We start from the raw sequence: 20,411 nt of genomic DNA on the forward strand, positions 1-20,411 counted from the left end.
ACTATTAATGTCTAAAATTAAAGATTGAGAACAGCATGAAGATTTGGGTTGATGCAGACGCCTGCCCCGTCGTTATTAAAGAAATATTGTTTCGTGCCGCAGAGCGCACACAAACCTTTACCACATTAGTGGCGAACCATGCGATGCGAGTACCCCCTTCAAAGTATATTAGCCGTTTGCAGGTATCTTCTGGGTTTGATATTGCCGATAACGAAATTGTTAAGCGCATCGAGCCAAATGATTTGGTGATCACCGGTGATATTCCTTTAGCTGCTGAAGTTATCGAAAAAGGCGCACAAGCGCTTAATCCACGCGGTGAGTTGTATACGACTGAAAACATTCGCTCACGTTTAAATGTTCGTGATTTTATGGAAACAATGCGCTCAAGTGGCGTTGAAATGGCCGGTGGCCCACCGCCGTTAAGCCAAGCTGACCGCCAAAACTTTGCAAATAATCTTGATCGAATCCTCGCTAAAAAGTCATGAGTGTCGTTAATAGTGCGCCATTGCAAGGTTTTGGTGATGAGGCGTTTAAAGTCGCTGTTTATATAGAAAAGCGCCCGCCGATGCCTGCTTGGCAACAGCTTAAGCATTTGCATGTAATGCAACCCGGCCAAATAAACGAAATAAACCAAGCATGTGGCAATGGTTGGCGCAAAGTTTTTAATGTGTATGGCAAAGTACTTTTTGCACTACCAAGTGAATATTATGATTTTGCTAAAAGAGCACCTGATTGGCAGAGCTTTCGCGATGAACAACTACTGCAAGCACATAGCCAAACTGCATTACTGTTTAGCCCACCGATATTAGGCAAACCAGAGCAATTACATATAATTGCAGGGCGAACTCATGCTAAACAGCTTATAAATGACGGGCTTTTGCATTGCCAATTAACTTGGCTTGATGATGAATTTGCCATTAGTAAATCAGATAAAGTGATTGTCTGCCCCTATTTTGACTACCGCCAGCTAAGCAATATTAAAATTGCACGACTTAGCCAGCTTGTTGCCGATATTTTTTCTTAGTTTCTGGTTTATTGCGTTATTGAGTTAGCAAACTAAGCTTTAAATACTGTAAAACTTAATAGTACTCTAGATGAAAATACTGGTCGTTGACGATATGCCACTTATGCGCCACGTGTTGATAAACATGTTGCGTAGGCTTGAATATAAGGATATAACGGAGGCGACAGATGGCGCTCAAGCGTTTGATTTACTAGAAAAACATAAATTTGATCTCGTTATCACTGATTTGCACATGCCGAAAATGGATGGCAAATGTTTGCTTAATCATATTCGCGAAACTCCTGAACTAAGCGATTTACCCGTACTAATGGTGACCTGCGAAGACAGCAAGCAAACAGTCAATGAGATGATTACAGCAAAAGTGAACGGCTTTATTATCAAACCATTTTGTTTAAATACACTGCAAAAACAGTTAAGTCGAATTGTTAAACCAGAATAACCTGTTAAAAACTGGAGTTAAGAGCGATGTTTAAGCATTTAACAATAGTAAGTTTATTCACTGCCAGCACTGCAATGGCGAGTGCTGAACAATTGACTTTATATACTGAAGTGTTCCCTCCCTATAACTTTGTGGAGCACAATCAGCTCACTGGTATTAACACCAAAATCATGGAATCTTTGTGCGAAAGAGCCAAGTTGAGCTGTTCGTTTAGTGTATTGCCTTGGAAGCGCGCAATGTCACTAACCCTCGCCCAACCGAATGCAGGAATTTACTCTACTTCACGGACCGCAAAGCGAGAAACTCAATTTTACTGGGTTGGCCCTTTGGTATCTGGGCATTCATGTTTATACCGTTTAAATAATCGCAACGACATTAAAGTAACGAGTACACAGTCGTTGCAAAACTACACCATTGGCGTATCTCGTGGTGATGTTTATCAAACCGTTCTTGCTGATTTTAACCTTACTGAAGGCCAGCAATTTTTAACTTACTCAAAAAAGTTCGAAGAGCTTAAAATGTTTAAGCAAGGCAAGCATGATTTGCTTATTGGCTCCTCTCTCACTCTGTCATCACAATTGATGAATGTAGGTATGAGCCCAGACCAAGTAACGCCGGTATTTGAGTTAAAGCACCCTGCTTTAGTGGGTAATTACTTGGCACTTAACAAAAACACATCGCCAGAGGTGGTCACTAAGCTGCAACACGCCCTCGATACCATAAAGCAAGAAAACCTGATTGATCCTCTTGTTGATCAGTTTGTAGAAGAGGATAGGCACTCTCACGGCGAAGCATCGACAGTTGCACAGCAGTGCTTAAATGGGTCTGCTATTTATTAAATTGGAGAGATTTTAGGTAAGTTAGCCGCTATTTTTCTTATTTTTGAAGTCAATCGTGATTTTTCGCGCTCGAACGCAAAGCCATTGCCTCATCTTTAATTGCTTTTTATAGTGATTAAAACAATAAAAAGGGCAAGAACTATGAAACCAACTCCACTCTTTAAAAGCTTAGTGCTAGCAGTATGCTTAGGCGCAACAGGCGCCTCTCAAGCTTACGATCGCATCACTGGCCATAACTTTGCTAGTCGTTCTGAAGTCATCGCACAATCAGGTATGGTTGCAACATCACAGCCGTTAGCTACGCAAGTGGGCTTACAAGTATTAAAAGACGGTGGTAATGCCATTGATGCAGCTATTGCGGCAAATGCAGTGCTTGGTCTGGTTGAACCGACCGGGTGTGGAATTGGTGGCGATTTATTTGCCATTGTTTGGGATAACAAAAGCAAGCAACTTTACGGTTTAAATGCCTCTGGCCGTTCACCACTAAGCTTGTCTTTTGATACTTTAAAAGCACAAGGTGACTACATTCCTGCTTATGGGCCATTGCCTGTGTCGGTACCTGGTGCGGTAGATGGTTGGTTTGAGTTACATAAAAAGTTTGGCAAAACACCAATGAAAGCCTTACTCCAACCTGCTATCGACTACGCTGAAAATGGTTTCCCTGTGTCTGAACTGATTGCCTATTACATGCAAAAAAGTGTGGCTGCTCGTGGTAAATACCCAGGCTTCAAAGATGTATATATGCCTGATGGGGCAATGCCAGAAAAAGGGGAAATATTTAAGAACCCAGCCCTTGCAAACACCTATCGTAAAATTGCCAAAGGCGGCCGAGATGCCTTTTACAAAGGCGATATTGCTAAAGAAATTGGTCGTTACATGAAGGAAAACGGCGGCTACTTATCCTATGAAGATTTAGCTGCCCACCATAGTGAATGGGTTAAACCTGTGAGCGCCGATTATAGAGGGTATACGCTTTGGGAATTACCACCAAATGGCCAAGGTATTGCTGCACAGCAAATTCTCAATATTCTTGAAGGTTACGATATCAAAGCAATGGGCTTTGATAGCCCAGAATACGTACATACCTTTGTTGAAGCGAAAAAGCTCGCGTTTGCAGATCGTGCTAAGTACTACGCCGATCCAGCATTTAACACCATTCCCGTACAAACACTCATTTCGCAGCAATATGCTGATGAAAGACGCAAACTGATAGACCCTAATAAAGCCGCAAAACGCGACCATGCAGGCCCAGTAGAAGGCGATACCATTTATATGACGACCGCCGATAAAGACGGCAACATGGTTTCACTTATTCAAAGTAATTACCGTGGCATGGGCTCAGGTATGACACCGGCAAAATTAGGTTTTGTATTGCAAAACCGTGGCGAAATGTTCGCGCTTAAAAAAGGCCACATGAACCAATATGAGCCAGGCAAACGACCATTTCATACAATCATTCCTGCGTTTGTCACCAAAGATGGCAAGCCATATATGAGTTATGGTGTAATGGGCGGTGCCACACAGCCACAAATGCATGCTCAAATACTGATCAACATGATTGATTTTGGTATGAACCTGCAAGAAGCCGGTGATGCACCGCGTATTCTGCACACAGGTTCATCGCAGCCAACCGGTGAGATTATGGAAGACGGTGGTTTTGTTAGCTTAGAGTCAGGTTTTTCGATGGAAACCCGCCGCGAGTTAATGAAAAAAGGCCACACCTTACAAGACGCGGTTGGCCCATACGGTGGTTATCAAGCAATATTGAAAGACCCAAAAACCGGCGTTTATTACGGCGCATCTGAAACTCGCAAAGACGGACAGGCCGCGGGGTATTAGGTTCGGGAGCTAACTCCCAACCACATACCCTGCAAAACCAAGTACTTTAAAATACTGTTTTGGGGTGCTGAAGCGGGTTTCATTCATTAACTCTGAAAAACGAATGCGGTCTAATGGGTAAAACTCGTGCTCTAGGTTGTGGCGCATGCGTTCTACGCCGACCTCGGTTAAACCTAACTGTGTACACAGCTGTAGTTGAGATTCGCGCTCAAAAGCGGTTTCTGGGCGCATTAAATCGGCAATGTATAAGTTGCTCGATTTTTTAAGCTTGCTGTGAATCGCTTTTAATAGCGCTTTTTTATCGCCGTTATCTTCAACAAAGTGCATTACCAGTAAACACAGTGCGGCGTCACATTGAGTGTCGATGTCGTTGATATCACCGCAGTGAACTGTCACGCGATCGCTGATGTTATGCTGGCCAAACTGTTGCTCGGCAATATCGAGCATGTCTTGTGAAATGTCTTGAGCAATAAACTGCCAGCTTGGTTTTAGCGCCGCTAATTCAATGATTTCTTTACCTGTTCCGGCACCAACTACTAAAATGCACGCATCATCGCTCAGCGTGGTTGCTAATTGGGCTGCGGTTGCTTGATGTAATAGCTCATAACCTGGAACTAGGCGCAAAATGCGTTCGTCGTAGTGATTTGCTTCTTCGTGATTAAAAGTTGGCATGCTAATCCTTTAAATAACTGAGATGGTTGAATAACCACCTGGTTTTTTCGCTACATGCACTTGGGTGGCAACGCGTTCGGTCATTTCTGATACGTGAGAAATAACTCCTACTTTGCGGCCTTGTGCTTGTAGAGAATCAAGAGCATCCATCGCGATGCTTAACGTTTCACTGTCCAACGTACCAAACCCTTCGTCGATAAACAAAGAGTTTATTTGCACTTTATTCGACGACAACGAGGCAAGCCCTAGCGCCAGTGCTAACGACACTAAAAATGACTCACCGCCAGATAATGTATTAACAGAGCGCTGCTCATCGGCCATGTCTTTATCGATAATAGCGATATCGAGCGTTTGCCCTATGGCTGTTAATTTATAGCGTTTATTTAGTGTCTGTAAGTGACTATTCGCGTAGTGCAGCAGTATTTTTAAGGTTTGCGTTTGCGCTAAATTACGCATGGTTTTGCCGCTGGCATCCCCGAGCACCTTATTGAGTAAATGCCAGTGCTCATAGCTTTTTTGCTGCTCAACTAATAGCTTTTGTTTATCTTCAAGTGCTTGGCTATTTTGTTGATGGGTTTTAAGCTCAGTTGCAACTTGCAATAATGCGTTATTCGCTTGTACTTGTTGCTCTGTGGCTTGATTAAGCTGTAATTGCAGCTCATCTTCACCGAGAGCTGGCTTTTCTTTTTGGTGCTGAGCCAATGCCTGTTGTCGTTGTTTTAAAAGCGCCTCTGCGTCTTTTAAGCTACTTTCGCTGGTGTGGTAATCTGCCAGAGTTTGTTTAATTTCAGCGTGGTTTATCGTTAATAGCTGACTAACTGCTTGCTCATCCAAACTTGGGTGCTGCGCTTTAAAATCGTTAAACCACAGACTAAAGCGCTCATTAAGTGCTGCTTGCTCTGCGGTGAGTTCTTTTTCACGCTCGTCAAAATTGGCGATTTGAATGGCTTGTTCGTCACGCGCCTTCACTGCATTACTATGGTTTGTCTGGGCAAGTTGCAGTGCCTGCTGCGCTGAATCTATCGCCTTTTCAAGCTCTGCTATAAACTCATCTACCGATATCGCCGCGTTACTAAATAAGCCCTCGCGCTTTGATTGTATCTGCGTTAATTCGTTTTCAGTTTGGCTTAGTTGCTCGTTGTACTGAGTTAAAGAGGCATGTGCTTCGTTAAGCTGCGGCGTTACATGTGCAAGGTGCTGCTCAATGGCTTTTAAGCTAGTTTTAAGCTCATCCGCCGTTTGCAGCGAAGCTTGATAAGCCTCAACGTGCTCTGCAATGTTCTCTAAAGAAATGCTTTGTGTATTGAGTGCCAGCCACCAAGGTGCACTGGCGAACTGTTGATTCAGTGTCGTATAAAGCTGCTGATGCTCATCATTGAGCTCGTTTAAACGTGTTTGCTGATTATTCAGCTGTTGTTGTAATTCGTTTAACTGCTGCTCTTTGCTATGTAGCGCTTGCCCTTGCTGATTATACTCAGCTTGCTTAGCCGCAAGCGTGTTTTGCAGCTGCTGTTGCTGCTCGAGGGTTTTGTAGTATTGCTGTTTTTGCTGGCTGAGCTGTTGCTGACGCTCGTTTAACTGATCTTCGGTTAAATCATTTAGCTCAGTACGATTAGCTGCCATGGTTTCTTTGAGGCTTTGTTGTTGCGCGCTTAGCTCTGAGATTTGCCCAGTTAACGAGCTTATCTGTTGGCTGCATGCCGCCAGCTCATTACTTTTAGCTTGCTGTAATGCTTGCTGAGCTTTTAAGTGCTGTTTTGCGTTAGTTAACTGGTTGGTAAAGTCGTTAATAAGTTGACTAAATTGCTCGTTTACCATTTCTTCATGCATAAACGGGTGCTCTTTTGAGCCACATACTGCACACGGCTCTCCTGCCTTTAAAGTGGCGCGTAACTGGCTGACCCCTTCACTGGCTCTAAGCTGCACTTGCTGTAAGTTTTGCTCACAAAACGAAACCTGCTGCTGTGCTTGCTCTGCCCCTTGCTGCGCATCTTTTAATGCTGTTTGTAGTTGCTGCTCAGTTTGGCTTAATGTGTTTAGCTGGGTTTGCCAATTTTTTAACTGCTGATGATTAGTTTGCCATACTTGGCGCTTTTCAATCAGGTGTTTAATCGCCTCAAGCCCCGCATCAATATCTGCCATCGATTGGGTGTTTAAACTCGATTTAAAGGCAGTATCTTGCTCATTTAGGCGCTTAATTTCTTGCTCAAGGGCTTGGTATTGAGTTTTATACTGCTGCGCAGCTGCTTGCTGCTCATCAATCTTAGGCTGAAGAGACTTTACGTTCTGCTGTGATTGGCTAATTGTGCGTTGTTGCTGGCTAAAGCGGCCTAACTCACTTTTATAGAATGACCAGTCTTTCGCTAATGGTTGCCATTGCGCGTGTGTTTCTAAATAGCCATTGATTTGCGCTTGTTGCTCTAGCTGTTTTTGCTGCTCGGCTTTATGGCTATTTAGTGTATTAGTCAGCTCTTGATGATGGTGTTTCGCTTTATCAGCTTGTACTTTTTGCGCCGCTGCTTGCTGGTTTAATACGGCAAGTTGCTTATCTAACTCACGGGCCTGGCTAATAATAGGTTGCGCGTCTTTTTGTGCTTGCTTTGCTTGGTTTAGTTGCGCGGTTTGCTTTTCAAGCGTTTGCTCAGCGTCTTTGATCAGTGTTTTATGGTCAACGTTTAAAAGCTGCTCACGGTTTTTGATAAGTTGCCCATGTTGAGCAGTAATCGTAGTGACGCGTTCACGGTTATCTTTTATTTCTAGGCATTGCTGAGCTTGTTTCGCTTCAGTGGCTTTTTCAGCAAGCGCGTGCATTTGCTGCTGTAACTCTTGCTTTGCTTGCTCAGCTTGGTTCAGCTGTTGCTGCTGCTGAGATGCTTGCTTGTACCACGCTTGGTACTGTTCAAATTGTTTTATTTGTTTTTGTAAGTCAGCAAGTTTAGCCTCAAGCGCTTTTTGTTCTGTTTGTTTCGTTTCGACCTGTTCAGGACTTAAAACCTGATAGTTACTTAAACTTAACTTTAACTGCTCTAATGCTTGCAGCTGTTCTCGATGACGTTCAAAAATTCGCTGACCAATACGGCTAAATTTATCGGTGCCTGTTAAACACTCAAGTAATTGCGCACGCTCATCTCCGGTTGCTTTTAAAAACGCAGCAAATTCATGTTGCGCAAGCAGCACAGCGCGTGAGAACTGCTCAAAGCTTAAACCGATAATACGCTCGATTTCTTTCCCTGCCGCGCTTCGATCGGCGATTAGGGTTTCATCAGGTAATGAATACAGGCTATGTTGTGCGGGTTGTAATTTTCCGTCAGCGCGATTTCGCGCTCGGCTAAAGCTTAACCTTGCTCGGTACTGTTGTTTATCTTGGCCAACAAAGTCGACTTCAGCAAAGCCCTGCCCTGCCCCGCGGCGTAATAAATTACGCGAGTCATTGAGTTTGATATTGTCGCCGTTAAAGTCAATTTTATTGCCAGTATCGCCGCGTAATCTTGCTGTTTTGTTATAAAGCGCTAAGCAAATGGCATCGAGTAATGTGCTTTTACCCGCGCCGGTATCACCGGTGATGGCAAACAACCCTGCTTCTTTTAAAGGCGAAGCGCTAAAGTCGACTTCGGCGTCTAAGATAGAGGCGAGTTGATGAACACGAATCGCTAAAATTTTCATAGTAGGTCCTCTGCATTCAATTCATCGATCACTTGGCTTAGTAAGTTTTCTAATTCTTTTGGCACCGCCTGCCCTGCCATATCTTTATTGTTTGCAAATGCTTGCTCTAAAAGTGAATGTGGGTTTAGCGCTTCAATCTGCGAGACATCTTCAAATAGAGTTTGTTCATCGTCTTGCTGATAGCCCTGCTGACGTACCCTTTCAATACCACAGAACTTAACTTGCTTACCTTCAAGGGCTTGTTCTATTTGTTCTCTGAAAGTGGTGTCAGTGTCATGGGCGCTCAATTTAACCCGCAGGTATGGCGCTAAATCTTCATCCGTTAAATCGAGCTGTTTTATAAGCTCACAGAGTTCGTTTAGTGGCACACAGTCTTTTTCTGGCAGCAACATGACTTTACAAAAGCTAGGAATGTAAAGGGGGTTTACAGAAGTACCTGAGTCACTAAGCTCGACTAGCACAACTTGATGCTGATAGCGTCTTTCAGAAAATGACATCGGCATTGGCGTGCCACTGTAGCGAATGGTCTCTTTCTTCGCGACGGTTTGAGCCTTATGAAGATGCCCTAGCGCGACATAATCAGGTTGATCAGTAAATATGCTTGCCGATATCGCATCTTCACCACCAATAACTAAGTTACGTTCAGAATCAGATGAGATGTCTCCGCCTTTTGCATGCAGGTGGCCCATAGCAATTAATGGCGCGTTAGGTAATTCGTTTGCTGCTTGTAATGCATCTTTGTAAGCAAGGGCAACGGCTTGGTTGTAACTTAACGGTTGCTCTTGTTGGCGGTTATAGCTGCTTAAATCGCTGCTACGTAAAAATGGCATGGCAACAACATTCGCATCGCCGTTTTTTGTGCTGATTGGCAGTACCACTTCATGAGGAGCATTGCTATCAAAGCGGCCAACAACATAGGTATCAAACTGAGCCAATAAAGGCTTTGCCGCCATAATACGATTTGCTGAATCATGGTTGCCAGCAATAATCACTATGTGTAAGTCAGGGCAATGCTGCTTAGTGGTTTTAATAAATTGGTAGAGTTGGTTTTCTGCGCTGGCAGGAGGTGTTGCCGTATGATAAATGTCACCCGCAACCAGTAGTAAGTCAATCTTCTCTGACACAAGCGTATCGGTTAACCAAGCTAGAAATGCTTGATGCTCATCGAATCGGGAATGCTCGTAGAATTGTTGGCCTAAATGCCAATCAGATGTATGAAGGACTTTCATTAAACGCTCTTATTATTTATTAAGAGCGTCAATATACCTAAGCTGAGCCAAGATGCCCAGCCTGGTTTGTTAACTTAAGCTATACCAAGCAAAAACCACCATTGGCAAAGCTAACAATGCCATTATCATAGGTACTTTAAGCGCTTTAGTTTGCTTAGCTTGTAAAATCTTAAGGGCATTTGTTTCATTACATGCTGCTACTTTGTCGATATAAAAATACCCTGAATCTAGGTACTGTTTACAATTTTGTTCGTCCGCTGGAATTGCAATTAGTTCTTGTTGTTTTTTTAGGATATAGAAATCCATACGCTCACCGAATTCTATGCTGATTACCAAACATTTTGGGGTTTAAATTCATGCTTCGCAGACCCCAAAATCAAAAAAGTGGGCGATTTTAAATACAAATGGCAGTAAATTTCAATAGCAAATGTCGCAAAATTTAATTTATTGCAAAAATAATGGCAATTAAGGATAAAATTACCAGTGTAGTCGGGTAAATTAGCCATTTTTTAGACCCATTTACACCAGGAGATGTCCGAGATAATGCATCTGACTCATCGCAGGCTGCAATGACCTCGACAAATTCAAATCCGCGTTCTTTGTACTCGTTTAGAATTGATTCTTGAGCAGGAATGGCTGCTAAACGAGAGTCTTTTTTTACAATATAAAACTTCATCTAATCACCCTTTCATCATTAACTAGAATTTAAGCAGAGTATCTACTTATTAACTGTAATACTTTGGGATGAATTAGTGCTGAACTAAAATTAACCAGTGTTTTGTAAACCCCCTTTACAGGACTTTATTTAAGGCGAATTCACTGAAAAAAATTGGCTCGCTTAGATGTGCTGAATACTACCTGAAAAATCCCGCACTTTATCGTTATTTTATTGCAACTTTGTTAGCAGTTTGCGATGGTACGCTGGCAAATTAATTACAGGATTAACAATGAAAAAAGCAGTTCTTAAGTTGAGTGCTTTGGTATTGCCTTTAGCAGTATCTTCAGCTGTCATGGCGTCATCTGTTGAGCAAACTAAAGGCTCATTCGTTGACAAGTTCCGTCAGCTAGATGAAGCACTTCCAACTCCAAACGTATATCGTAGTGCAGCCGGTGAGCCCGCTGAACATTACTGGCAACAGCAAGTAAACTACGACATTGATGCAAAGCTTGATGAAAAGAAACGCCGCTTAACAGCAAGCCAAACTATCGAATACAAAAATAACTCGCCGCACACGTTAAAGTATCTTTGGTTACAACTAGACCAAAATATCTTTAAATCTGACTCAATTGCTGAAATGACATCTACTTTCAATGGTAAAACATTGCAAGGTGACCCTCAGCCTAAAGAAACTAAATTGAGCTTAGGTCAGTTACGTCGTCAGCAATTCATGGCCGACAACGAGCTGGGTTATCAAATCGCCAATGTTAAAGACGAAGACGGAAAAGAGCTTAAAGTTACTGTCGTCGATACCTTAATGCGTATTGACCTTAACAAGCCACTTAAACCGGGTAAAGACGTTGAGTTCAGCATGGACTTCGCCTTTAACATTGTTGAAGAAGATGCCGTTGGTGCACGTTCAGGTTATGAACACTTTGAAGAAGATGGCAACGATATCTTCTTATTAGCACAGTGGTTCCCTCGTCTTGCTGCATACACAGATTATGAAGCATGGACGAACAAAGCCTTCTTAGGCAGTGGTGAGTTTACGCTTGAATTTGGTAACTATGATGTTGAGTTAACCGTACCTGCTGACCACATCGTATCGGCAACGGGTAAACTTGATAACCCAAGCAGCGTTCTGACGAGCACACAGCGTAAGCGCCTTGAGCAAGCTGAAGATGCTAAACGTCCTGTTTTCATCGTGACTGAAGAAGAAGCGTTAGAAAACGAGAAAGAAGGCACAGACAAAACAAAAACATGGCACTTTAAAGCTGAAAACGTACGTGACTTTGCGTGGGCGTCTTCACGTAAATTTATGTGGGATGCAAAAGGCTATCATCAAGGTGGTAAAGATCAGCCGTTAGTAATGGCGATGTCTTTCTACCCGAAAGAAGGTGGCGACCTTTGGAAGAAATATTCTACCGAAGCTGTTGTTCATACAATGCAAGTGTATTCGCGCTTCTCGTTTGACTACCCTTACCCTGTGGCCCAGTCTGTAAATGGCCCTGTAGGTGGTATGGAATACCCAATGATCACCTTCAATGGTCCGCGTACTGACCTACAAGACGATGGTACTCGAACTTATTCTCAAGCAGAAAAACGCTTCTTAATCGGCGTTGTTATCCACGAAGTAGGTCACATTTACTTCCCTATGGTGGTTAACTCTGATGAACGTCAATGGACGTGGATGGATGAAGGTCTAAACAGCTTCTTAGATGGTGTTGCTGGTCGTGAATGGGACCACACAATTCCTTGGGGTGTTGAGCCTCGCGATGTTGTTGATTACATGAAGTCTGAAAACCAAGTGCCAGTTATGACACAGTCAGACAGCGTATTACGTTTAGGTCCGAATGCTTATACTAAGCCAGCTGCTGCACTTAACATTTTACGTGAAGTGATCCTTGGCCGTGAATTATTCGACTTTGCATTCAAAGAATATGCACAGCGTTGGAAGTATAAACGCCCTACTCCTGCAGATTTCTTCCGTACTATGGAAGAAGCGTCAGGTGTTGACCTAGATTGGTTCTGGCGTGGTTGGTTCTACACCACAGATCACGTTGATATCTCGCTAGACAAGGTTTACCAACTGCGTTTAGATACTAAAAACCCTGATATCGACTTTAATCGTTTACGTGATATCGAAGCTGACAAGCCAATGCCGTTATTCGTAAAACGTAATAAAGAAGAAGGTAAAAAACTGTGGGTTGAAGAAAACCCAGATGTAACTGACTTCTATGACGAAAACGACCGCTTTACGGTAACTAATAAAGAGCGCAACGCGTATAACAAATTCCTTAAAGGTTTAGAGCCTTGGGAGCGTAAAACGTTTGAGCGTGCAATTAAAGAAGATAAAAACTACTACGTACTTGAGTTCTCAAACTTAGGTGGCTTAGTCATGCCTATCTTACTTGAGCTTACTTATGAAGATGGTACGAAAGAAGAGCAGTACATTCCTGCTGAAATCTGGCGTCGTAATCACAAGCATGTACAAAAGCTCATTGTTACAGAAAAAGGTAAAAACTTGGTGTCTGTAACAGTCGATCCACGCTGGGAAACAGCGGATGTTGATGTCGAAAACAACAATTACCCGCGTCGTATTATTCCATCGCGTATCGAAGTGTACAAACGTGAGAAGAGTAAAGCGAAAGTCAGCCGCGATATCATGCAAGATATTAAAACTGAACTGAAAAATGACGACGATAAAGATGCCCAGGAGCAAAAATAATGCGCTTTGCAGCGATTATTTTTGCTTTGTTACTGAGTGCGCCAACCATGGCGCACCAGTTAAAAGCATCTGTGACAACGGTGCTGTTTAATAAACGCACCAACAACATAGAGCTGATGCATCGTTTTTATTTACACGATACAGAGCACGCCGTCGACCATTTGTTTGACGGCAACGCTGATATCTTAAGTAATAAAGAAGACCAAAAGCGTTTTGCTGATTATGTTGAGTCACATATTGCTCTACAAACTTTAGATGGCAAGCCTCTTGAGTTGAAAGAAGTCGGTGCACAAGTTGATGGTAAATTCTTTTGGGTTTATCAAGAAGTCACGATCCCTGAGGGAATTCATGGCATTCGGATGAGCAACGGAGCACTACGCGACCTTTGGCCAACACAAGTGAATATGGTTAATATTGAAGGTAAAGGTAAGGTAAAAACACTGACCTTTAGCCAAGATGATACCTGGCTTGAAGCTAGATTTGAGTCGGTAAATCCAGAGTAATACCAATCCAAAAGGATTAAAAAAGTCGCTTTTTTAATCCTTTGATCCTTTAATTAACCCATTTCGTAAACTATCTTATTAATGGGCATCAACATTTTCCCAATTCTCATATACAGGGATTTATATGACTATCCATGACAACAATATTCGTGGCGTAATCTTTGACTTAGATGGTACTTTGGTTTCATCGGAGTTAGATTTTTCACTCATCAAAGCGCAGGTCGGCTGTCCTCTTGACAGCGATTTACTGGCGCATATTGCTTCGTTACCTTCGCCTTACATGCGCGAAGAAGCGATGAATATCGTTCATCAGCATGAGCTAATTGATGCACAGCACGCTCATTTATTGCCAGGCGTTGCAGAGGCGATTACCAGACTGAAAGAAAATAACATTCCGATGGCGATTGTTACTCGCAACTACGACCGTGCAGCAGCAATTAAATTAAAAAATAACCCCTTACCAATAGAAACTGTACTGACTCGCTCTGATGCGCCAGCTAAGCCTGATCCAAGTGCCCTGAATGCAATTGCAACATTATGGGAACTTGACCAATCAGAGTTACTTTATGTCGGCGATTACCTATTTGATATTCAGGCTGCGCATAATGCCAATATGCGAGCTTGCTTATATGCACCAGATCAAATTCCTGAATATGCGAATCAAGCTGATTATGTGTTGCACCATTTTTCAGAACTGCCTACTTTAGTTGGCTCTTTTCAAGAAAATAAGGCGTTATGTTAAATAGCTTTGTTTTTTATTTTTCCTGAGATTTATTGTTAGTTTTTTATTTTTCAAAATGTCCTAGTACTAGCCCAAGCGGTCATGAGTTGCTAAAATATCGGCAATTATCAAATGTATTCATAGAGGCATAAGATGGGCAGAGCATTTGAAGTCCGCAAAAACGCCATGGCTAAAACAGCCAATGCAAAAACTAAAGTAAATTCTAAGTACGGTAAAGAAATCTACGTTGTTGCTAAAAATGGCGAACCAGATCCAGAAGTAAACCAAGCGCTAAAGCGTATTATTGAGCGTGCGAAAAGAGACCAAGTTCCAGCACACGTAATCGACAATGCGATTAAAAAAGCGGCCGGTGGAGCAGGGGAAGATTATTCTCCAGCACGTTACGAAGGCTACGGCCCAGGTAACTGTATGGTTATTGTTGACTGTTTAACTGATAACCCTAACCGTACTATCAAAGATGTACGTTTACCGTTTACTAAAACAGATTCAAAAATTGGTACACCGGGTTGTGTAGCGCATATGTTCGACCACTTAGCTGTTTTAGGTTTTGCTGGCGAAGACGACGAAGTGGTACTAGAAGCGCTAATGATGGCTGATGTAGACGTAACAGATGTAGAAGTAGAAGACGGCAAAGTGTCAGTATTCGCTCCTCACACAGAGTACTACAAAGCAAAAACAGCCCTTGAAGAAGCATTTGAAGGTATTAACTTTGAAGTAGACGAAATCACGTTTGTTCCACAAGTTCATACAGACATCACTGATCCAGATGATATCGCAAACTTTGAAAAGTTTATTTCTATGCTTGATGACTGTGATGACGTGCAAAATGTTTATCACAATGCGATTGTCAAAAACTAATTTTTAAAAAATTAGTACATATTAGTACGTAAAAAGGGGCATTTGGTAACAAATGCCCCTTTTTTAATAGATTTTTATTATGTCATGAATGGTGAGTATTCACTGTCGTTATGAGTTCAATTGATATTAGTCAAAAAAAAGCAGCCCTTAGGCTGCTATGAACGACACATGAAACTCGAAGGGGAGTTCAAACCGAGTGGCTAATTAAGCGATTTATACTTTATACGGAACGCATGCAATAATGGTTCAGTATAGCCACTAGGTTGTTTAGCTCCCTCTAATACAAGGGCTAATGCAGCTTGATAAGCAACACTTTGTGCTAAAGTTTCGGCTGAATCAGCCATATTTTTGTAAGCCGGATCACCTTCATTTTGTCCATCAACAACTTTCGCCATGCGTGCCATGGTTTTTCTAATTTGCTCTTCAGAGCAAACGCCATGATACAGCCAATTGGCCATGTGTTGGCTTGAAATACGCAGTGTGGCGCGGTCTTCCATTAAACCGACATGGTTAATGTCTGGTACTTTTGAGCAGCCAATACCTTGGTCAATCCAACGCACAACATAACCTAAAATACCCTGTGCGTTGTTATCAAGTTCGGCTTGAATATCTTCTTTGCTTAAGCTGCTGGCATCTTTCATAAGCGGTGGAGTGAGTAAGCTGGTAAGGCTTGCTTCTTTACGGTCCATAAGCGCTTTTTGGCAAGCAAATACATCAATATCGTGATAATGCATTGCATGCAGCGTTGCAGCAGTAGGAGAGGGCACCCATGCGGTATTTGCACCACTTTTCGGGTGACCACTTTTTTGTTCCATCATTAACGCCATTTTATCTGGCATTGGCCACATACCTTTACCAATTTGTGCTTTACCACTGAGGCCTGTAGCTAAGCCAATATCAACGTTGCGGTCTTCGTATGCGCTGATCCAAGGCTCAAGTTTAATAGCGCCTTTTGGCAATACCACACCTGCTTGCATTGAAGTATGAATTTCGTCACCAGTACGGTCTAAGAAACCGGTATTGATGAATACAACACGGTTTTTAGCCTCGAAAATACAGGCTTTTAAGTTAGCTGAAGTGCGGCGTTCTTCATCCATAATACCCATTTTAATGGTGTTTGCAGGCAAGCCTAGCAGCTGCTCAACGCGGGTAAATAGGGTATTAGTGAATGCCACTTCTTCTGGGCCATGCATTTTGGGCTTAACAATATTAATGCTATTGGCCGTTGAATTTTTAAGGCTGCCTGTGCCTTTTAAGTCATGAAGTGCTGCGGTGCTAGTGATAATGGCGTCCATAATGCCTTCAAACACGTCATTGCCTTCACTATCTTGGATTGCAGGGTTAGTCATTAAGTGGCCAACATTACGCACAAACATCATGCTGCGGCCTTTTAGTGTGATTGTTTCGCCATTTACACCTTGATATTGGCGATCTTCTGCTAAACGACGCTCAATGGTTTTACCTTCTTTGTTAAATGCTTCTACAAGGTTTCCTTGCATTAAACCAAGCCAGTTTTGATAGACGTTTACTTTGTCTTCGGCATCAACGGCAGCAACGGAATCTTCACAGTCCATAATCGTTGTCAGGGCTGCTTCTAGTAGTACATCTTTAAGACCTGCTTTATCTGCTTGGCCTATTGGGTGGTGATGGTCTATTTGCAGCTCAATATGTAAGCCATTATTTTTCAATAAGATAGCGCTTGGATTTTGCGCTTCACCTTGGTAACCAATCAGTTGTTCAGGGTCTGCTAGGCGAACCTGACTACTATCTCGTAATGTGATTAAAAGCTCATTATTAACCACTGCATAGCTGGTGCTTTCGATGTGTGAGCCATTTGCTAAAGGCAGGGCTTTATCAAGGAACTGGCGAGCATAAGCCATAACTTTAAAGCCACGCACAGGGTTGTACGTCGAGCCTTTCTCAGCGCCGTCATCATCGCTTAATACGTCTGTGCCGTATAGCGCATCATACAGTGAGCCCCAGCGAGCATTTGCTGCATTTAAGGCAAAGCGAGCATTGCTTACTGGCACCACGAGCTGCGGCCCTGCAGTGCTTGCGATTTCAGGCTCTACTTGCTCTGTTTCTATACTGAAGCTAGCGGGTTCAGGAACGAGGTAGCCAATCTCTTCAAGGAATGCTTGATAGTTAGTTGCATCCCATACCGGCTGCTGCTTGTGATAGTCATCAATCTTAGCTTGTAGTTGTTCGCGTTTTTCTAAAAGTGCACGATTGATTGGCGTTAGTTCATTGACGATATCAGCAAAACCTTGCCAAAAGGTGTCTGTGCTAATGCCTGTTCCAGGTAAAAGTTGCTGTTCAACAAACTGTGCAAGTTGTTGATCAACGCTTAAACCGTTAAGTGAGAGAGTGGTCATAATAATGTCCTTTAAACGAGCTTAATTTGATCATTCATGGTTCAACCATATCGTAAAAAAGGCTAATAAGCAGGCTATTTACCATTCACTAAAAATATAGTGGCAATAACAACTATAAATTTACTAAATCCAAAAAATCCGCCTAATGTTGAATTAAGCGCTACGAAGCAAACGCCAAGTAGCCACTCTCACTAACAAAAAATAGATAACCCGTTCGAAGGATTTTTATTATGACAACATATCAACGCGAAACAGATAACCTAGCTACTTTATGTCAAACACAAGGCAAAACGTGGCAGTCAATCAACCCAGAATACGCAAGCCGTATGCGCTTACAAAACCGTTTTCGTACGGGTCTAGACATTGCTCAATACACTGCAGACATTATGCGTGCAGACATGGCAGCTTACGATGCTGACCACAGCCAATACACACAATCATTAGGTTGTTGGCATGGTTTCACTGCACAGCAAATGATGATGGCAATTAAACGTCATAACAAAACAACCAAACGCAGCTATGTATACCTAAGTGGCTGGATGGTTGCGGCACTTCGCTCTGAGTTTGGTCCATTACCTGACCAAAGTATGCATGAAAAAACATCTGTTCCAGCGCTAATCGAAGAAATCTACACTTTCTTAAAGCAAGCTGATGCACGTGAACTTGACCACCTTTACAAAGACCTAGACGAAGCGAAAGCAAACGGCGGTGATGTTCAAGCAGTACTAAATAAAATCGATAACTTCGAAAGCCATGTTGTGCCAATTATTGCTGATATCGATGCGGGTTTCGGTAACGAAGAAGCAACTTACCTACTGGCTAAAAAGATGATTGAAGCAGGTGCATGTGCTATCCAAATCGAGAACCAAGTATCTGACGCAAAACAATGTGGTCACCAAGCTGGTAAAGTAACTGTACCGCATGAAGATTTCCTAGCAAAAATTAACGCTGTTCGTTACGCATTCTTAGAGCTTGGTATTGATAACGGTATTATCGTTGCTCGTACTGACTCATTAGGTGCAAGCCTTACTCAAAAAGTGCCTGTATCTAAAACACCTGGCGACCTTGCTAGCCAATACACGTCGTTCCTTGAAACAACACCAGTAAACAGTGTGGATGACTTAAACGAAGGCGACACAGCAATGAAGCTTAATGGTCAGCTTTGCAAACCAACACGTTTAGATAATGGTTTATACCAGTTCCGTGAAGGCACAGAGAAAGACCGCGTAGTTCTAGACTGTGTAACTAGCTTACAATCAGGCGCAGACTTACTTTGGATTGAAACAGAAAAACCAAACGTTAAACAAATCGCTGAGCTTGTTAACCGCGTTAAAGAGCAAGTACCAAATGCTAAGCTGGTATACAACAACTCACCGTCGTTCAACTGGACACTTAAATTCCGTGAGCAAGTATATGCTGAGTGGCAAGAACAAGGTAAAGACCTATCTGCTTACCCAAGCATCGATGACAATAAAGCATTAATGGCGCCAGAAATGGATGACACAGAGCTTGCAGCGGCAGCAGACGTACTTGTGCAGAACTTCCAAAAAGATGGTGCACGTGAAGCGGGTATCTTCCACCACCTAATCACGCTACCAACTTACCATACAGCGGCCCTAAGCACTGATATTCTATCAGAAGGCTATTTCGGCGACCTAGGTATGCTAGCGTATGTTCGCGACGTACAACGTCAAGAAATTCGCCGTGAGCAAGCATCAGTGAAACACCAAGACCTAGCAGGTTCAAACATTGGTGATACTCATAAAGAGTACTTCTCTGGTGAAAATGCGCTTAAAGCCGGTGGTGAAGCAAATACCATGAACCAGTTCTAACCAAGTTGTAATTTCCTTTATAGCTATTCAATAATGTTGTTAGGGGCCTTCGGGCCCTTTTTCATTTGTAGCCATCAGCTTTCAGCCGTCAGCCATCAGACTCGCATCTCGAACCTCGAACCTCGAACCTCGAACCTCGAACCTCGAACCTCGAACCTCGCACCTCGCACCTCGCATCTCGCACCTTGTATCTCGCACCTCGCATCTCGCGTCTCGCATCTCGCGTCTCGCGTCTCGCATCTCGCGTCTCGCATCTCGCGTCTCGCGTCTCGTATCTCGGATCACTCTTTAACCAAGTCTTGGATCAGCCATTTACTAGCTTTATAAAAATACAGATCACACATTTACCAGCCTAAGAATTTTAGATCAGGATTTAACTACCTCTGCCTTATAAGCCTTAATTTGGGGCTTATTGCCCGATTACAGCCTCTAGAATGGTTAAAATTGGCTCATATAAACGGCAATTTAATGCTGTTTTGTAGAATCTAGCGATTTATAAACCGATTTTTTATTAACTCACTCAAGCCATAAACCGATTTTTTACCAACTCAACACCCTTACAAACCAAAATTTTACTAACTGAAGCTAGGTTTTTAGCGGCACAAACCGATTTTTTACTAACTCAAGTTACTGATTTTGGCTATAAACCGATTTTTTACTAACTGCTTTTGGATTAATGTCCGATATTTGAAAAGTGTATGTAAGGAGTTACTCACATTTTAAGTGTAAAGGGGGTTTACAGGGGAGGAGTTAGCGAGAGTAAAGTTAGCGAGGGGAAAGTTAGAAAGGGGAAAGTTAGAAAGGGGAAAGTTAGAAAGGGGAAAGTTAGAAAGGGGAAAGTTGGAAAGGGGAAAGTTAGAAAGGGGAAAGTTGGAAAGGGGAAAGTTAGAAAGTAGCAGCGGGTTTACCCCGCGTTATGGTTCGGATATGGCGCGATATAAAATCGCGCCTACAATGCTTTGCTAACTTGCTAACTTGCTAACTTGCTAACTTGCTAACTTGCTAACTTG

General features: G+C 42.7%; 16 protein-coding genes. 10 read left to right on the forward strand and 6 right to left on the reverse strand.

Annotation, left to right across the window (positions count from 1 at the left end):
• Positions 1 to 35 precede the first annotated feature (35 nt).
• The 5 genes from NH153_RS11245 (at position 36) to ggt (ending at position 4,141) form a co-directional block, all read left to right on the forward strand.
• Positions 36 to 485, forward strand: a complete 450-nt coding sequence (locus tag NH153_RS11245; protein WP_054563136.1) for a YaiI/YqxD family protein — start codon at positions 36 to 38, stop codon at positions 483 to 485.
• On the forward strand, positions 482 to 1,024 hold the full coding sequence (locus NH153_RS11250; protein WP_063703835.1) for a DUF6942 family protein: 543 nt from the start codon (positions 482 to 484) through the stop codon (positions 1,022 to 1,024). Before NH153_RS11245 ends, NH153_RS11250 begins: the two co-directional genes overlap by 4 nt.
• Before the next feature lie 70 nt (positions 1,025 to 1,094).
• Complete coding sequence (locus NH153_RS11255) at positions 1,095 to 1,463, forward strand: response regulator (RefSeq protein WP_063703837.1); 369 nt, start codon at positions 1,095 to 1,097, stop codon at positions 1,461 to 1,463.
• Between the two features lie 26 nt (positions 1,464 to 1,489).
• Entirely contained in the window at positions 1,490 to 2,302 is an 813-nt protein-coding gene (locus NH153_RS11260) for a substrate-binding periplasmic protein (protein ID WP_063703839.1), read from the forward strand.
• 141 nt (positions 2,303 to 2,443) lie between these two features.
• A complete protein-coding gene (gene ggt / locus NH153_RS11265) occupies positions 2,444 to 4,141 on the forward strand; it encodes a gamma-glutamyltransferase (protein WP_082874040.1) in 1,698 nt (565 codons plus the stop codon).
• A 9-nt stretch (positions 4,142 to 4,150) separates the two neighbouring features.
• Here the strand turns inward: ggt and NH153_RS11270 are convergent, their stop codons facing one another.
• The 5 genes from NH153_RS11270 to NH153_RS11290 all read right to left on the reverse strand — a co-directional run bounded on the left by NH153_RS11270 (position 4,151) and on the right by NH153_RS11290 (position 10,381).
• Positions 4,151 to 4,813 (reverse strand): class I SAM-dependent methyltransferase, encoded by a 663-nt coding sequence (locus tag NH153_RS11270; protein ID WP_063703845.1) that lies wholly within the window; start codon positions 4,811 to 4,813, stop codon positions 4,151 to 4,153.
• Between the two features lie 9 nt (positions 4,814 to 4,822).
• A complete protein-coding gene (locus NH153_RS11275; RefSeq protein ID WP_063703848.1) occupies positions 4,823 to 8,476 on the reverse strand; it encodes an AAA family ATPase in 3,654 nt (1,217 codons plus the stop codon).
• A complete protein-coding gene (locus NH153_RS11280; protein ID WP_063703850.1) occupies positions 8,473 to 9,705 on the reverse strand; it encodes an exonuclease SbcCD subunit D C-terminal domain-containing protein in 1,233 nt (410 codons plus the stop codon). Before NH153_RS11280 ends, NH153_RS11275 begins: the two co-directional genes overlap by 4 nt.
• A 69-nt stretch (positions 9,706 to 9,774) precedes the next feature.
• Positions 9,775 to 10,011, reverse strand: coding sequence for a hypothetical protein (locus NH153_RS11285; RefSeq protein ID WP_054553375.1), 237 nt, complete (start codon positions 10,009 to 10,011; stop codon positions 9,775 to 9,777).
• A gap of 133 nt (positions 10,012 to 10,144) precedes the next feature.
• Positions 10,145 to 10,381, reverse strand: coding sequence for a hypothetical protein (locus NH153_RS11290; RefSeq protein WP_063703853.1), 237 nt, complete (start codon positions 10,379 to 10,381; stop codon positions 10,145 to 10,147).
• Positions 10,382 to 10,652: 271 nt separating this feature from the next.
• Between NH153_RS11290 and NH153_RS11295 the strand changes: the two genes are divergently transcribed.
• From NH153_RS11295 to NH153_RS11310, 4 genes are all read left to right on the forward strand, one after another.
• A complete protein-coding gene (locus NH153_RS11295; RefSeq protein WP_063703856.1) occupies positions 10,653 to 13,091 on the forward strand; it encodes a M1 family metallopeptidase in 2,439 nt (812 codons plus the stop codon).
• Complete coding sequence (locus tag NH153_RS11300) at positions 13,091 to 13,594, forward strand: DUF6702 family protein (RefSeq protein ID WP_063703858.1); 504 nt, start codon at positions 13,091 to 13,093, stop codon at positions 13,592 to 13,594. The genes NH153_RS11295 and NH153_RS11300 overlap by 1 nt, the downstream gene beginning before the upstream one ends.
• Positions 13,595 to 13,718: 124 nt before the next feature.
• The gene (locus NH153_RS11305; RefSeq protein WP_063703861.1) at positions 13,719 to 14,336 is read left to right on the forward strand and encodes an HAD family hydrolase; all 618 of its coding nucleotides are present in this window, start codon (positions 13,719 to 13,721) and stop codon (positions 14,334 to 14,336) included.
• 132 nt (positions 14,337 to 14,468) lie between these two features.
• A complete protein-coding gene (locus tag NH153_RS11310; RefSeq protein ID WP_063703863.1) occupies positions 14,469 to 15,194 on the forward strand; it encodes a YebC/PmpR family DNA-binding transcriptional regulator in 726 nt (241 codons plus the stop codon).
• 200 nt (positions 15,195 to 15,394) lie between these two features.
• On the opposite strand, the gene NH153_RS11315 is transcribed toward NH153_RS11310, so the two are convergent.
• Positions 15,395 to 17,569, reverse strand: a complete 2,175-nt coding sequence (locus NH153_RS11315) for a malate synthase G (protein ID WP_063703866.1) — start codon at positions 17,567 to 17,569, stop codon at positions 15,395 to 15,397.
• A gap of 230 nt (positions 17,570 to 17,799) precedes the next feature.
• Between NH153_RS11315 and NH153_RS11320 the strand changes: the two genes are divergently transcribed.
• Complete coding sequence (locus NH153_RS11320) at positions 17,800 to 19,401, forward strand: isocitrate lyase (protein ID WP_054563156.1); 1,602 nt, start codon at positions 17,800 to 17,802, stop codon at positions 19,399 to 19,401.
• Positions 19,402 to 20,411: the final 1,010 nt, after the last annotated feature.

It is taken from the genome of Pseudoalteromonas gelatinilytica, from assembly GCF_001641615.1.
In the GTDB taxonomy this organism is placed as follows: domain Bacteria; phylum Pseudomonadota; class Gammaproteobacteria; order Enterobacterales; family Alteromonadaceae; genus Pseudoalteromonas; species Pseudoalteromonas gelatinilytica.

Coding starts and splice junctions, on each gene's coding strand:
- NH153_RS11300 (WP_063703858.1), top strand. CDS start 13,091: ATGCGCTTTGCAGCGATTATTTTTGCTTTGTTACTGAGTGCGCCAACC.
- NH153_RS11320 (WP_054563156.1), top strand. CDS start 17,800: ATGACAACATATCAACGCGAAACAGATAACCTAGCTACTTTATGTCAA.
- NH153_RS11295 (WP_063703856.1), top strand. CDS start 10,653: ATGAAAAAAGCAGTTCTTAAGTTGAGTGCTTTGGTATTGCCTTTAGCA.
- NH153_RS11285 (WP_054553375.1), bottom strand. CDS start 10,011: ATGGATTTCTATATCCTAAAAAAACAACAAGAACTAATTGCAATTCCA.
- NH153_RS11315 (WP_063703866.1), bottom strand. CDS start 17,569: ATGACCACTCTCTCACTTAACGGTTTAAGCGTTGATCAACAACTTGCA.
- NH153_RS11305 (WP_063703861.1), top strand. CDS start 13,719: ATGACTATCCATGACAACAATATTCGTGGCGTAATCTTTGACTTAGAT.
- NH153_RS11280 (WP_063703850.1), bottom strand. CDS start 9,705: ATGAAAGTCCTTCATACATCTGATTGGCATTTAGGCCAACAATTCTAC.
- NH153_RS11260 (WP_063703839.1), top strand. CDS start 1,490: ATGTTTAAGCATTTAACAATAGTAAGTTTATTCACTGCCAGCACTGCA.
- NH153_RS11250 (WP_063703835.1), top strand. CDS start 482: ATGAGTGTCGTTAATAGTGCGCCATTGCAAGGTTTTGGTGATGAGGCG.
- ggt (WP_082874040.1), top strand. CDS start 2,444: ATGAAACCAACTCCACTCTTTAAAAGCTTAGTGCTAGCAGTATGCTTA.
- NH153_RS11275 (WP_063703848.1), bottom strand. CDS start 8,476: ATGAAAATTTTAGCGATTCGTGTTCATCAACTCGCCTCTATCTTAGAC.
- NH153_RS11310 (WP_063703863.1), top strand. CDS start 14,469: ATGGGCAGAGCATTTGAAGTCCGCAAAAACGCCATGGCTAAAACAGCC.
- NH153_RS11255 (WP_063703837.1), top strand. CDS start 1,095: ATGAAAATACTGGTCGTTGACGATATGCCACTTATGCGCCACGTGTTG.
- NH153_RS11290 (WP_063703853.1), bottom strand. CDS start 10,381: ATGAAGTTTTATATTGTAAAAAAAGACTCTCGTTTAGCAGCCATTCCT.
- NH153_RS11245 (WP_054563136.1), top strand. CDS start 36: ATGAAGATTTGGGTTGATGCAGACGCCTGCCCCGTCGTTATTAAAGAA.
- NH153_RS11270 (WP_063703845.1), bottom strand. CDS start 4,813: ATGCCAACTTTTAATCACGAAGAAGCAAATCACTACGACGAACGCATT.